11 protein-coding genes are annotated in these 15,574 nt (G+C 32.1%); 9 read left to right on the top strand and 2 right to left on the bottom strand.

Annotated elements, in window-relative coordinates; genetic code table 11:
* Positions 1 to 235: 235 nt before the first annotated feature.
* Positions 236 to 805: an outer membrane protein gene (locus tag KM029_RS23170; RefSeq protein WP_144076184.1), complete on the top strand. Its 570-nt coding sequence runs from the start codon at positions 236 to 238 to the stop codon at positions 803 to 805.
* A 297-nt stretch (positions 806 to 1,102) separates the two neighbouring features.
* Here KM029_RS23170 and KM029_RS23165 read toward each other — a convergent pair whose 3' ends face one another.
* Complete coding sequence (locus KM029_RS23165) at positions 1,103 to 2,578, bottom strand: caspase family protein (RefSeq protein WP_144076183.1); 1,476 nt, start codon at positions 2,576 to 2,578, stop codon at positions 1,103 to 1,105.
* 422 nt (positions 2,579 to 3,000) lie between these two features.
* Here KM029_RS23165 and KM029_RS23160 point away from each other — a divergent pair, with 422 nt between their 5' ends.
* The 8 genes from KM029_RS23160 (at position 3,001) to KM029_RS23125 (ending at position 14,503) form a co-directional block, all read left to right on the top strand.
* Positions 3,001 to 4,575: a type I restriction-modification system subunit M gene (locus KM029_RS23160; RefSeq protein ID WP_144076182.1), complete on the top strand. Its 1,575-nt coding sequence runs from the start codon at positions 3,001 to 3,003 to the stop codon at positions 4,573 to 4,575.
* 3 nt (positions 4,576 to 4,578) lie between these two features.
* Positions 4,579 to 5,901, top strand: coding sequence for a restriction endonuclease subunit S (locus KM029_RS23155; protein WP_144076181.1), 1,323 nt, complete (start codon positions 4,579 to 4,581; stop codon positions 5,899 to 5,901).
* 62 nt (positions 5,902 to 5,963) lie between these two features.
* A complete protein-coding gene (locus tag KM029_RS23150; protein ID WP_144076180.1) occupies positions 5,964 to 6,413 on the top strand; it encodes a hypothetical protein in 450 nt (149 codons plus the stop codon).
* 225 nt (positions 6,414 to 6,638) lie between these two features.
* Positions 6,639 to 7,307: a J domain-containing protein gene (locus tag KM029_RS23145; RefSeq protein ID WP_144076179.1), complete on the top strand. Its 669-nt coding sequence runs from the start codon at positions 6,639 to 6,641 to the stop codon at positions 7,305 to 7,307.
* Entirely contained in the window at positions 7,304 to 10,159 is a 2,856-nt protein-coding gene (locus KM029_RS23140) for a type I restriction endonuclease subunit R (protein ID WP_144076178.1), read from the top strand. The genes KM029_RS23145 and KM029_RS23140 overlap by 4 nt, the downstream gene beginning before the upstream one ends.
* A 34-nt stretch (positions 10,160 to 10,193) precedes the next feature.
* On the top strand, positions 10,194 to 10,394 hold the full coding sequence (locus KM029_RS23135) for a hypothetical protein (protein WP_144076177.1): 201 nt from the start codon (positions 10,194 to 10,196) through the stop codon (positions 10,392 to 10,394).
* A gap of 34 nt (positions 10,395 to 10,428) precedes the next feature.
* Complete coding sequence (locus KM029_RS23130; protein ID WP_144076176.1) at positions 10,429 to 13,149, top strand: AAA family ATPase; 2,721 nt, start codon at positions 10,429 to 10,431, stop codon at positions 13,147 to 13,149.
* Entirely contained in the window at positions 13,142 to 14,503 is a 1,362-nt protein-coding gene (locus KM029_RS23125; RefSeq protein WP_144076175.1) for an McrC family protein, read from the top strand. Before KM029_RS23130 ends, KM029_RS23125 begins: the two co-directional genes overlap by 8 nt.
* 319 nt (positions 14,504 to 14,822) lie before the next feature.
* Here the strand turns inward: KM029_RS23125 and KM029_RS23120 are convergent, their stop codons facing one another.
* The gene (locus tag KM029_RS23120) at positions 14,823 to 15,476 is read right to left on the bottom strand and encodes a hypothetical protein (RefSeq protein WP_144076174.1); all 654 of its coding nucleotides are present in this window, start codon (positions 15,474 to 15,476) and stop codon (positions 14,823 to 14,825) included.
* Positions 15,477 to 15,574: the final 98 nt, after the last annotated feature.

Here is a 15,574-nt window from a genome sequence, read left to right as displayed (position 1 = left end):
ACTTATAGTATTAATAGGTATAGCTTTTAAAACGTGATCTTTTTAATCTAAAATTTATATATTCTAGTTAAAAAATAACACATTCCAACTAAAAGTAACAATATTGCCTAATTGATACCTTTTTAGCGATGAAAATCATTTTTTATAAAAAGATGACCAAAATCTATCTAAAAAGACCTCATAAACAGGCGTTTAGATGATAGAAGTTATTTAAAAACACAAAATTAAAATTATCATGAAAAAAAGTTTATTGTTTATATTCGGTGCATTGTTATTAATTTCTTTCGAATCTAACGCACAGTTTTATGTTGGTGCAAGTGGTGGTAATTCATTTATTAACCATAACCTTGGAAACATTAGTGGTCAAGATTTTAAAGTAAATGATAATACAGGTAGCTGGAAAGTATATGGTGGCCTTGGTAACAAGTTTTTAGGCGTTGAAGGTGGTTATAGAAGTGTGGGTAGTGCTCAATCTATGATTAATGGTAGCCTAATGGAAACAAATATTACTGGTTGGGATGTTGCTTTAAAAGGTACAATTCATATCGGTCCTTTCTTTGGATTTGCTAAAGCAGGTGCCTTTTTTGGACAATATGATAATACTGGAGAGGTTGCTTCTTTAGTTGGGGTAGATAAAAGCACAGATTTTATGTGGGCTGTTGGCGTAGGTGTTGAAGTTGCACAAAGATTACAGTTCCGTTTAGAATGGGAATCTCTTAATCTAAGCGATAACAATAATATATCTACACTTAGCTTAGGTACTGCTATAATTTTAGGTGGAGGAAAAGATAAAGGTAAAAATTAATCTTACTCAGAAAGTATTTCAAAGAAGGTGCTACATCAATTTATATGGTGTAGCACCTTTTTTTATGCTTATAAAAGGGTAACTACTTAAATCATTCCACAAACAAAAAAACCTCGCCGGCAATACCAACAAGGTTTTTCATGAACTTAACTCTCTCAATTTTTTTATCACTTATCTACTAAGCGCATTCATCTAACTTCTGATTATATAAACTGCTTTAGTTGATTTTTTGTTTCATATTAAACTAAATAAATATTTAATAGATGTGAAAGTAATTATTAGATGAGGTAAGTTGAATTATTTCTTGATAAAAATAAACTGTCCTCCTTCATCACCTACTCCAAATAAAACACCATATTGAGGTGCATTTAGACTGTTATTTGCTACGGCTTCATTAAAGCTATAAAACAAAGATGATGAAGATAAGTATTGCTTATTATTCTCTTCTAAAGTTTTGATTAAATACTTTGCAAAAACACTCTCATCGGGTACTGTTTTTAAAGTACCGCTTGTCATGCCTTTTCTAGATTTCTTTTCATAATAAGAAGTAATTGATTTTTCTGCATTGGCAAAAGCTGAGCGGGAAGGCTTAAATATACTTCCTCCAAAACAAGCATCAGAAATCAATAAAGTGTGTTTACTATCAATTCCTTTAAGTTTAGTACTCAAACTAGAGTTTGCAATCCAACCAGAATCGTCTCCTTCTACGGCATCAGAAGGCAACCAATATCCCTCATTTACTTTTTGGTCATAATAACCATGTCCAGCATAAAATATGAGTAAATTGTCTGTAGATTTAACATTGGCTCTTAGTGTATTAAATGCCTTAAAAACTTCAGATCTAGTCGGGTTTTTTAAAAAGATAATATGGTTATCTGTAAAGCCATATTTACCCACGAGTACATCATGAATACGCGTGGCATCTCTTATTGGAAAACGTAAGTCTTTTACACTATTATCTATATAATCTTGTACTCCAATAATTAAAGCATAATAATCTCCGTTTGCGTGAACAGTTGTATTCGTTGTTTCAGTCCTAACTAATGCTCTGGTATTATTTGTAGGCTGAACAGCAACACGAGAAGAAGTGGCTGGTGCAGTCCTTATTTTATCAGTTAAAACTTCCGTAACTTTAATATAATCAATCGCAATTGCTGTTCCTTCTGCAAAAAAGCCCGTTACATCGTCGTTAATATGTAACTCTTCAAAAGGGAACATATATACAAATTGTTCATTTATAAATAAATAATACCAATCTTCAATTTTACGAATTGTAATTTTGTTAAAATCATCTCTTAAAACTGCATCATGGTACGTCCAAGGAACAAGATCATTTTCCTGCCCATCAAATAATTCTTGTATGTAGTATTCTCCAATTGCATTAAAAGCTATACCATATGCATTATTCCCATCAGGAGACATTGCCCATACTACCCCATTTGCATTAGAACGCTGATAATCGTTATGTTTAATGGCAACTTCAATTTCATAATCGTCTAAATCTGTATAACCAAAGCCAGACTTTATTTCTACCACAACTTCATCTTTATCATAAGATGTTAGACGATATTCTCCTTTTTTAATTTTACTCTCACGAACATCATCTGAGAGATAAGGAACAATTGTCCATTCATTGGTATTATCTTCAAATTCATCTGAAAAGTAGATTGATTTTGCATATGTTGGAACAGCAGAATATACTTTATAATCAGTTTGCCCAAATAAATGTATAGATGTAAATAAACATAGTAGTATTAAGTAGAAGTATTTCATAGTAGCGTATGTTGAGTCTAAAAAGCTTATTTTTTTTAAATATAAAGGCTATTTACTCTAATTACGTACTTTTTGATTAAAATAATTTGATAATTGATCTATTAAAAGATTATTATTTTGATATACAAAATTGGATTGGTTGTGTTTATGGGAGAAACGTATTCTTAATTCCTTATTTTTTTCACATATCTACTAAAAACATCTTTCTAAGATCTGATTTCATCAACTGCTTTAGTTTATATTATCTGTTATTTTAAATAAGATGTTTACTATTAGGTGAAATACAGTTTTTAAACATTATTCAAAATAATGGTAAAGTAAATAAAATGCTACCCTTTTTTATGTTTTTGACTGAAATAAAGTTTAAATTCGACACACCTTTTTAAGGACTTTATAAAGGTAGAAATGAACAAAATGTTATCATGTCAGAAATAGCAAATAATGTAGACCATAAAGGTCAGATTGAGCGACAGTTATGGAACATCGCCAATGAGTTAAGAGGAAATATGGGAGCTGATGAGTTCCGTGATTATATATTGGGTTTTATCTTCTACAAATACCTTTCGGAGCGAATGGAATTATTTGCTGATAAAATTTTGGAGGAAGATGAAATGAAGTTTTCGGAGATTAAAGAAGCCTCTGAAGAAGGAAAGGAATATTTAGAAGCCATTAGAGAGGAAGCCTTAGAATCTTTGGGGTATTTCTTATTACCGAGCGAATTATTTAGAGTGCTTGCAGAAGAAGGGCAAGAACAAGACTCTTTTATTATAGAAAAATTGCGCGATGTATTGAACCACATTGAGCAAAGTACAATGGGTACGGACAGTGAGGAAGAGTTTAGTGGTTTGTTTGAAGAGCTAGACCTTACGTCTTCTAAGCTAGGGAAAACAGAGAAAGCGAAAAATGATTTAATTTCTAAAGTGCTTTTCCACTTAAACCAAATTGATTTCCAATTAGAAAATACGGAGATTGATGTTTTAGGTGATGCGTATGAATACCTGATCGGTCAGTTTGCTTCTGGAGCAGGTAAAAAAGCGGGTGAGTTTTATACGCCTCAATCTGTTTCTCAAATCTTAGCACAGTTGGTAACGGTAGGTAAAGACAAGCTACAATCGGTGTATGACCCTACTTGTGGCTCTGGATCTTTACTCCTTCGTGTTGCAAAACAAGTGAAAGAAGTAGCCCATTTCTATGGTCAGGAGTTGAATAGAACAACTTACAACTTGGCACGTATGAACATGATTTTGCATGGGGTACGTTACAATGAATTCGATATACAGCAAGAAGATACGTTAGAGAATCCACAACATAGAGACTCGCAGTTTGAAGCCATCGTAGCCAATCCTCCTTTCTCAGCACAGTGGTCTGCTAACCCTATACATTTGTCGGATGATCGTTTTAGTGAGTATGGAAAATTAGCCCCTAAGTCGAAAGCAGATTTTGCCTTTGTACAACACATGGTACATCACTTAGGTGAAAACGGAACAATGGCAGTGGTACTTCCTCATGGTGTATTGTTTAGAGGTGCAGCCGAAGGTCATATCCGTAAGCATCTGATTGAAGAGAACAATTACTTAGATGCGGTGATCGGTCTTCCTGCAAATATTTTCTATGGTACGAGTATTCCAACGTGTATTTTGGTCTTCAAAAAATGCCGTAAGAAAGACGATGCTATTCTTTTTGTAGATGCTTCACAACACTTCGAGAAGGCGAAGAATCAAAACTACTTACGTCAGGAGGATGTGGAAAAAATTATCTCTACCTATGCAGAAAGAAAGGAGGAAGAGAAATATGCTCATGTGGCTTCATTGGAGGAGGTAAAAGAAAACGATTACAACCTCAATATTCCTCGTTATGTAGATACTTTTGAGGAGGAAGCACAAGTGGACTTAGATGCTGTTTCGGATAGATTGCAAAATCTAGCGGTTGAAATGGAAGAAACAGATACAACGATCCAAGATTTCTGTAATCAGTTGAACATTAAAACGCCTTTCTAAGCCATGACTGAAGTAAAAAATAATATTCCTGTATTGAGATTTCCTGAGTTTAGTGGGGAGTGGGCTGTGCCAAAGTTTGGAGAAAAGTATAACTTCTATACTACTAATTCACTCTCTAGAGATAAACTGAACTATGAAGGTGGATCGGTTAAGAATCTTCACTATGGAGATATTCATACTAAGTTTCAGGCAATGTTTAGCCTTTCTAATGAGTATGTTCCTTTCATAAATGAAGATGTAAGTCTCGCAAAGATAAAAGAAGAAAGTTATTGTAAAGAAGGTGATTTAGTGATAGCAGATGCATCAGAAGACTATAATGACATTGGTAAATCTATCGAGCTCATCAACCTTAATACTTATAAAGTCCTAGCAGGTCTTCATACACTATTAGCAAGACCAAAAGAAGACTTTGCTAAAGGTTTTACAGGCTATTCTTTACAGTCATGGACTTTGAGAAAGCAAATCATGGTAGTTGCTCAAGGAACTAAGGTCTTGGGTTTATCAACGAAACAATTAGCAAAAGTTACTATTCCAACTCCCACTCTCCCCGAACAACAAAAAATCGCCGACTTCTTATCCTCAGTAGATAAAAAAATCGGACAATTAGAGGAGAAAAAATCGCTTTTAGAGGAGTACAAGAAAGGCGTCATGCAAAAGATATTCTCTAGGGAGATTAGGTTTAAAGCCGATGATGGTAGTGAGTTTGAGGAGTGGGAAGAGATCAACTTTGGAGACTTATATAAATTCATCTCTACAAACTCTCTTTCAAGAGAAAAACTTAACTATGAAATTCCAAACGTTTATAATATTCATTATGGGGATATCCATACAAAGTTTAAATCACAATTCTCTTTTCAGGACGAAATAGTTCCTTACATTAATACCGATGTTAGTCTATCAAAAATAAAACCTGAGGCTTATTGTGAAGTTGGTGATTTAGTGATTGCAGATGCTTCTGAAGATTATGCTGATATAGGTAAACTAATTGAGGTGAAAGACTTGAATAATAAAAAAGTATTAGCTGGTCTACATACATTTTTAGCACGACAAACTAACTCTAAAAAAATCTATAATGGTTTTCTAAGTCATTATGCTAAAAGTTGGAAATTTAGAAAACAAATGATGTTCATAGCTCAAGGAACTAAAGTACTTAGTATTTCAACTGGTCGGGTTTCTAAAATTAAAATCGAATTACCTTCTTTCCCCGAACAACAAAAAATTGCTAATTTCTTAACTTCTTTAGATAGGAAGATTGAGGTAGTTGGTAAAGAGTTGGAAGGAGTTAAGGAGTGGAAGAAGGGGTTGTTGCAGGGAATGTTTGTGTAAAAAAATAAAAGAAAGGCGTGTACTATACTAATATTGATTTCTCCAATTTTACAGAAAAAATAATGGGAATTTTCTCAAAATATTCATGGGTAGAAAAAGTTTATCTAATTGACATTACTCGACCATATGATACATTATCAATTCGTAAAACTCCATATATATTTAGTCAAGTAAGTATAGAATTTTTAACAAAATGCAATACTAATTTCCTATTTATCACTTCTGATAAAACTCGATTATATGAAGGTTCTAGTATGTTTGCTACTACATGGGTTGATCATTTAAGAAATGATACAATTAGAATGACTTTTGAATCTAGAGATTATAAAGAACCAATCAAAATTCTTAAAAAAGAGATGAATTTTGGAGAAGTAGTACTTAATGAATTTACTGACAGGTTAACTAGAATACTTGAGAACCTTAATGATAAAGTAATTAGTTCTAATGATTATAAACAATATTTACAGATAGTGAATAATGAAACTGTAATTAAAGTTACTCCACAGAATTAAACAACCTTTACACCAGGATTAAGTAGGACTTTAAGATTAGCAGGATTTTAATTCAAAAATAGAAGGGTATGAAGAATATTGGTTACTTTTCCATGAGAAGCATAGTATAAACATAGGTTGTTTTGATAAACTTGATGTTGATGACTTTGAGACGAAATACAACCGAAGACCATTCAGTGACGAAAATGGTGAGAAATTGATAAGGTTGAAATAACATTGAAACAGATGAACTTAAATAAAGATTATTACTACATACTTGGAGTATCACAAGAAGCCGATAATAGCGAAATAAAGAAGGCATATCGAAAGTTATCTCAAAAATTTCATCCAGATATGAACGGAGGAGATAAGTTTTTTGAGGATCGATTTAAAGAGATACAAGAGGCGTATGAGATATTGAGTAATTCTCATAAAAGGGCTATATATGATGAAGAAAGAAAAGTTAAGTCTAATCAATCGTCTTATTCTGAACCACAAGAAAATTATTTCGTTCCTGTAATTGAGTCATTTACTGCTAATAAAAAAGAGGTAGCTTTCGATGAAGAAATTACTTTTTATTGGAAGTGTCTGAATTGTGATGTTGTGATGTTGAAACCCTTTGGGCAAGTGAAACCTATTGGGTCAAAGACAATTAAAAGTAAGGTTTTTGATAAAGAGAGCTTCAGTTTTGAATTGGTTGCTAGTAATAGTACTATTACTAAAAGTACATTCAAAAATATAATTATTGAAAATAAAACTTACAAGGCAATAAAAAATGAAATACTAAAAAAAGAAGAAAATAAAAAAAATGAAGATTATGTAGAAACTAAAACAGTTACAGATAATAGAACCGGATATGTTATTGTTATATCTGTAATTTTATTACTATTCTTTTTATCTTTAATGTTATCATGACTACCCAACCAGAACAAATCCTAGAAAACAACCTAGTACAACAACTTCAACAACTAGGCTACGATCAAGTAAAATTATCTGATGAAACTGCCTTACTGTCTAATCTGAAAAGCCAACTAGCAAAGCATAACAACACTTCCTTCTCCGATGCCGAGTTTAAGCAGGTCTTGAACCACTTAAACAAAGGTTCTGTATTTGAGAAAGCAAAGATTTTGCGAGATAAAATGCAGATCAATAAGGACGATGGAAGCAGTGAATATATAGAATTTATCAATCAGAAGCAGTGGTGTAAAAATGAATTCCAAGTGGCACAACAGATCACTATGGAAGGAAGTTATAAAAATAGGTATGATGTCACACTTTTGATTAATGGTTTACCGTTGGTACAAGTGGAATTGAAGCGTAGAGGATTGGAGCTGAAAGAAGCATTTAACCAAACCAACCGTTATCAACGTCATTCTTATGGTGCAGGGCAAGCATTGTTCAATTATATCCAATTGTTTGTGATTTCCAACGGTGTCAATACAAAGTATTACGCCAATAACCGTAAGCAGTCTTTTAAGCAGACGTTTTTCTGGGCGGACAAAGAGAATAGAAACATTACAGAACTTACCAAGTTTGCGGATGCTTTCTTAGAGCTATGTCATCTCTCCAAGATGATCACCAAATACATTGTTCTGCATGAATCGGATAAGATATTAATGGTGCTTCGTCCTTATCAGTATTACGCTACGGAAGCCATTGCTGATAGAGTAAAAAAGGGTGTGAAGAACGGCTATATATGGCATACGACGGGATCAGGGAAGACATTAACATCTTTCAAGGCTTCTCAGATTATGATGGAAATTCCCGAAGTCCACAAAGTGGTTTTTGTAGTAGATAGAAGAGATTTGGATTATCAAACTACTAAAGAGTTCAACCACTTTTCTGATGGTAGTGTAGATGGCACAGACAATACCAATAAGTTGGTAAAACAGTTTACCGATGATACCAAATTGATTGTAACAACTATTCAGAAACTGAATACAGCCATTAATGGAGCTCGCTATCAATCGAGAATGGGAAATTTAGTGGATAAGCGTATTGTATTTATTTTTGACGAGTGCCATCGTTCTCAGTTTGGAGATACGCATAAAGCCATTACTAACTTCTTTCAAAATAAGCAGCTGTTTGGTTTTACGGGTACACCTATTTTTGCAGATAATTCTGCAAAAAATGATTTAGGAAAGCGTACTACCAAAGATTTATTTGATGAATGTTTGCATAAATATGTCATTACAGATGCGATTAAAGATCAAAATGTTTTACGCTTTGCTATAGAATACGTAGGGCGTTACAAGCAGAAAAATTCTAACAATGAATTGGATATCGATACAGATAATTTAGTAGAAGATATTGACACCAAAGAGCTGTTAGAATCAGAAAAACGACTGACAAAAATTGCTGATTATATCATCAATAATCACGAAAGAAAAACACACAGCAAAACCTTTACAGGTATGATGTGTGTGAGTAGTGTAGATACATTAATCAAGTATTACGATATCCTCCAAAAGAAAAAAGAAGCTGGAGAACATCAACTAAAAGTCGCAACCATTTTTAGCTACAAAGCCAATGAAGACGATAAGGATGCGAATGGTGCTTTTGGTGAGTTTGAAGGAGCAATAGCCGCTGAACCACAAGCCACTTACGGTAACTTACACAGTAGAGAAATTCTTGATAAATATATTGCCGACTACAACAAAATGTTTGGCACAAGCTACTCTACCAAAGATTCTAAGTCGTTTTATAACTATTACAACGACATCGCCAAGAAAGTCAAAAACAAGGAAATTGATATTCTTTTGGTTGTGAATATGTTTTTGACAGGTTTTGATAGTAAGCTATTGAATACCTTATATGTCGATAAAAACCTTCAATACCATGGCTTAATCCAAGCATTTTCACGTACCAATAGAATCTTAGACGAGAAAAAATCGCATGGAAATATTGTTTGTTTCAGAAACCTAAAGAAGAACACAGACGATGCCATTCTTCTCTTTTCTAATAAAGATGCAAAAGAAGTTATACTAATAGAACCTTATGAGCAACATTTAGATAAATTCCATGAAGCATTAGAAAAGCTTCTTTATCTAGCACCAACAGTAGAAAGTGTAGATGATATTATAAGAGAGGATGAGCAGCTTGCTTTTGTAAAAGCATTTAGAAATCTAATGCGTATCAAACATATTCTTCATGGTTTTGCTGATTATAAAGAAGATGATTTGGATCTCCCCGCACAAGCTTACGAAGACTATAAAAGTAAGTACTTGGATATAAATGACAAGGTTAAGAACGATAGAGGCACAGATAAAACATCTATTCTGGATGATGTAGATTTTGAGTTAGAACTTATCCATAGAGATGAAGTCAATGTCGCTTACATTTTAACCCTTCTAGCACAAATTTGTGAAACTCCAGATGGAGCAAAAAAAGAAGGTCAGAAAAAATCTATCATCGACACTTTATCTAGTGAAGTACAACTAAGAAGCAAGAAAGAATTGATAGAAAAATTTATTGATCAAAACTTACCTCACATCAAAGATAGCGAAGAGGTGACAGATGAATTTGATAAATTTATAGAAGTAGAAAAGCAAAATGCATTTACCAAACTCGTAAATGAAGAGAAACTAAAAGCTGATATTACAGAAAAAGTCATCAGCGATTACCTCTTTACCAATAGAACCCCTATACAATCGGATGTTATAGAAACATTTGAGACCAGACCTAAACTATTGCAACGTAAGAAACTAGCACAGAGAGTTACGGATAAAATGGTGGGGTTTGTGGAGACTTTTCTTAGTGGGTTTTAGAAAGTACTATTTTTAATTTAAAAACTGGTTAATTATGAAAAACAAACAGAAAAAATTCATTTATTTCCTTATTGGACTATGTATTTTTATAACCTTTATAATGGTTGTTGGTTCTTTTCGTCGAGGCTCATTTGCTGAAGATTTTGCCATACCATCGGCTATATTTGGTGGAATTAGTATGTTCTCAATAATTCGTATGTATGAAATAGGCAAGAAAGAAAAAGATAATAATTAAACTGACTAAAGAAATTCCTTTACTTATATTTTATATGACAAATACCCTTCAATTTACCTGGTTAAATACTTACAAAAAGATCATCTCCTTTTTAAGTACAAAAAGAGAAAAACAAGAGTCATTAATTGAAATCTTAAGGTTATTAGGTGTTGATGCATTAAATGATATTGATGAAAGTGATACTCAATTTCCAATGAATGAAATTGACCCTTTTACTTTTTTAGCCTATTTGAATAAGTATGGAGATAAAAATAGGCTTGATCTAATACAAAGGTTATCAAATCATTTGAAATTTGATGAAAATATAACTGATGTATCAGGTTTACCTACTTCTAATGCTCAAAAAGTTTGGCTATTTGTTTATAAGAAAGAAAGGGTAAATAATGAAATTAATAGACTCTGGGATTTCTTTTTTGATGTATTAGATGGAAATATAAATAATGAGAATTTTAAAGATATTCTAAACATTAAAAATGTTGGTAAAACCAAATTGACGGAAGTATTGTTCTACGTAAATCCTGAAAAGTACTTCCCGATTAACGGACCTGTAAAACCCTATTTAGAGAAAGTTTTAAATATCAATACTAACTTCAATACTTTTGATGAGTATAACCAAGTTTTAGAAAAAGTCCAATCTAAAACAAACGAGTCATTTTATAAAATATCATATGATGCTTGGCTATGGGGACAAGAAAATAATAAAGTTAACTATTGGGTGTTTCAAGGTAATCCGTCTGTTTTTGATATCGAAAGATCATTAAGAGAAAAAATTCTTGATAATTGGACTGTTACTGCTCACAAGGATAAAATAAAAGAGGGAGATAAAGTTATTTTGTGGGTAACAGGAAATAAATCTGGTTGCTATGCACTAGCTGAAGTGACATCAAAACCTTATGATTATAAACCCTCTTCGGATGAGCATTTATGGAAAAAAGAATCTAAAGCAACCTCTAAAGCTGATATTACAATAGAGTATAGCTTTGTAGATAATCCTATATTAAAATCTGATTTAACAAAACATAAAGTATTTGATAAATTTAAAGGGGGTTCACAAGGGTCAAATTTCTCTTCTACTAAAAAAGAATATGAAGTCTTGAAAAGTATGAGAATAAATAAAGCTACTTCATTGCTCGTACCTCTCTTCAAAGAAATCGGTAAAGAAAATATCTTTGATCTAACCCAAACCATTGATACGGTTATTAATACTCTAGCATTAGAACAAGGAGATGAAAGGTTCTTTTTCAACTTACCTAAAAGTAAAAATAAACTAGGTTTCAGTATTGGACAATGTTATATCGCTGTTCTCGACAAAAGAAAATTCGGTTGGAATAAAGGGTACATTGATAAACAAAAAGAACCCGATAAGGATACTTGGTTCTACTTTTTAGAAGATAATCAGAATTATAAGGAGCAACTTGATAATATAATCACAAATGCTAAATCTGAGTTAGAGAGAACATCAAAAACAGGTTATAGTAAATCCAATTCAAAAGAATTTGAAAAATACATTTTTGATAAAGATTTCAGAAATGAAGTATTAATGGAAGCATTTGGTGTAATAGAAAATATAACTTCAGAAAAAACAGACAAAAAAGTGGAAATAAACTACCCTCTAAACTCTATTCTTTACGGCCCTCCAGGTACAGGAAAAACCTACTCTACAATATCAAAAGCTGCTTCAATTATAGCTGGTTACGAAATTACAGATTATATGGAAGCTAAAAAGATATTTAATGAACATAGAGGAAATCAAATAGAATTTATCACCTTCCATCAAAACTATAGTTACGAAGACTTTATTCAAGGTTTAAGACCTGATACAGATAAAGGAGATCAACTTTCTTTTGAGAAGAAAGATGGTATTTTTAAGGCGATTGCAGATAAAGCGTTGTCTAATTTAAAAGATGCGAAAGAATTTAAAGTTAGTAAAAAACCTTACGAAGAAGTTTTCCAAGAATTCTTTCAACCACTTTTAGAGGGTGAAGTTGAAGAAATAGAGATTCAAATGAAAAAGGTTTCTTATTTCATTACTGAAATAGGTAATAAATCTATTGGATTTAGGAAAGCAAGTGGAGGAACAGCACATACACTGAGTATTGAATCATTAAGAAAAATGTATTCTGCTGAATCAACAATGGGGATTCAAGGATTATCTACCTATTACACACCACTTTTAGAGGAGTTATTAAAAATTGGTAAGTCTGGAGTACAAGAAAAAGTAGAAAAGAAAAACTATGTTATCATAATTGATGAGATCAACAGAGCTAATATTTCTAGAGTTTTTGGAGAATTAATAACCCTTATTGAACCCGATAAGCGTTATGGAGGTGATTTAGCATTAACCACTACACTACCTTCAGGCGATGAGTTTACAGTGCCATCTAACCTTTATATAATCGGCACAATGAATACAGCTGATAAATCAATTGCTTTATTAGACATTGCTTTAAGAAGACGTTTTGAGTTTGAATCCTTGTATCCTCAATATGATTTAGAAGGAATGCATTATGCTGAAATTCTTCAAAAAATCAATGATAAGATTATCTCAATGAAAGGGCATGACTTTCAAATTGGGCACTCCTACTTTATGGATAAAAACTTTGATTTATTCAAGACCATCAATAATAAGGTAATTCCTCTTCTTTTAGAATATTTCCTCAATGATGAAAAAGATGTAAAAAGTATATTAGGTTATGCAGGTTTTAAAGTTGACAAAACTTCTTGGCCATTAAAAGTGGAAGGATTCAATGATTAATCTATTTGAATATCAAAATAAAGTAGTTGCTGATGACATTGATTTAGAAAGTCTAGATTTATTTTTAGATGAAATCTGGGTAAATAGAGAAGTGAATTCCTGGTATAATGAAAAAGGTGAATCTAAAGCAATAGAAACACAGCGTTTCATTCAGACACTACATAAAACCAATGAATTAAAATCTAATAAATACGTAGGTGTAGTTCAGTTTGAAGGACATACTATCAACTTATTGCCTAAAGTATTTTACAAGCAAGGTAAAGAGTATTCTAAAGATGAAGTAGGTCAAATGCAAAACCACATTTTATGGTGGCTAAGCTATTGTAGGAAGATAAAGTTTCCAAGCTATCAAACTACTTTGGGTGATGTGAAAAGTGATTTCTTTGAAGTACTAATCTATCTATTTGCAAAGTATACGCGTAAACTACTCGCTACTTCTATCTATCAAAATTATGAAGAGCAAAGTAGTGAATTAAATCATATCAAAGGCAGACTTAATACGAATGAATATATCCGTCAAAATCTATCAAAGGGAAATTGGCATAAACTAAATTGCTCCTACGATGCTTTTGTGATGGATAATAAGTTTAATCGTATCATTAAGTATGTGGCAAATCTACTTTTCACTGTTACGCAAAACAGCGATAACAAAAAGTACCTTAGAGAGATATTATTCTTTTTAGATGAAGTATCGGATGAGCAAGCTACCGCTTCTCAATGTGCTACTATATCATTTAATCCCGTTTTTGAGGAGTTTACTACAGTAAGAGATTACTGTCAGTTATTCTTGAGTAATGCCATTTCATTTAGCTATAAAAATGAATTGAAACTATTCGCTTTCCTCCTACCAATGGAGTACGTATTTGAAGATTTTATTTTTGGTTTTATTGAAAAGGAACTGGAAGAAATAACTGCCAAAGCACAAGTCTCAGACAAGTACTTAGATACAAAAAACACGTTTAATCTAAAACCAGACCTTCTTATAAAAACAGGAACAAAAAACTACATTGCAGATACAAAATATAAAATTGTCTATACAGATGAATCAGATCCTAAAAAGGGTATTTCACAAACAGATTTATATCAAATGCTTGCCTATGCCATTCGTTTTAAAGTAGATGAAATCATTCTCTTCTATCCCAATACGATAAACAATTATCAAGAAAAAATAGCTCACCTAACTATCGAAGATGAATGGGGAGATGGTAAAAAAATTGATATACATGCCTATCAAATTCCTTTTTTAAGTAATGAGGTTATGAGTATGGCTTTTAAGGGAAATGTAGAGTTGGAAACTTTATTTTCTGGGTTGAGGAATGAACTGATTACGGAGTTATCTAATTCATTAATGTAAAGTATTAAACTATTAAATAATACTTACTCATTTTATTTAGAAAAAAGCTACAGAGTAATAATTCAAATAAATCAGACAAATACAAAAAAACCTCGCCGGCAACACCAACGAGGTTTTTCATGAACTTAACTCTCTCAATTTTTTTATCACTTATCTACTAAGCGCATTCATCTAACTTCTGATTATATAAACTGCTTTAGTTGATTTTTTGTTTCATATTAAACTAAATAATTATCTAATAGATGTGAACAAAAAAAAGGGAGTAAGTTCACAGACTTACTCCCGTATACAATGGGCAATCACACAACATTTAATAATTCTATTTGTTGATTGTGGGTTCTAGAAGATTATAAGTTTCGGTTTCTTCAAGTTCATTTTTTGAATAAGCATCTGTGAATCCTTTCACTTTCTTCTCATATGATGATTTATGAAGTATATAATCGTGTTGTTGTTTTGCAGTAAACATTGCTGCTTTTAACTTATCTTTTTGAGACATGCTCTCTTCTTCAATAGCTAAGTAAGATGCATTGTATATACCAAACTCATTACTTGCCATAACTAGGTTTCTGTTTATTGGCAAAATTTTATTGAAGAACTCTTCTTTTTGAACTTCCGAAAAATGTATAATATCATCCAATTGATCTACTTCGTGCTTAGTCGTCAGGTAGGTTCTAAGTGTAATTACTTGTGTCTCACTTAAAACTTTGTCTCTGTTTTTCCAATATCTTTTATCAATGGTAAGCTTTTCGTGGTGTTCTGTGTACTTCTTAGCTTTCCATGTTCTCAATTCTTTTACATATTCTGTTCTCACCGCAATCATTTTATCGTGTTGCGTTGCTGTTAAAGGAACAATGTTCTCAAACCATTTAACGTAATACTTTACTTCTTTTTCCACCGTACGGTATTGCTGTGCATAAGTTGTATTTACAAGTAATAGTAGTGTAATGGTAATTGAGGATATTATAGCTTTCATAATGTATATTTAATGTGAATAGTTCTTACACCAAAAGTCATATATTTAGCCAATAAACAGGTTTAAATATGGTTCGTGATGGTTTAAAAACTATTCAA

It is taken from the genome of Flammeovirga kamogawensis, assembly GCF_018736065.1.
In the GTDB taxonomy this organism is placed as follows: domain Bacteria; phylum Bacteroidota; class Bacteroidia; order Cytophagales; family Flammeovirgaceae; genus Flammeovirga; species Flammeovirga kamogawensis.
The sequence above is the reverse complement of the archived record's forward strand: the minus strand, read 5'-3'. Positions and strand labels throughout refer to the sequence as shown.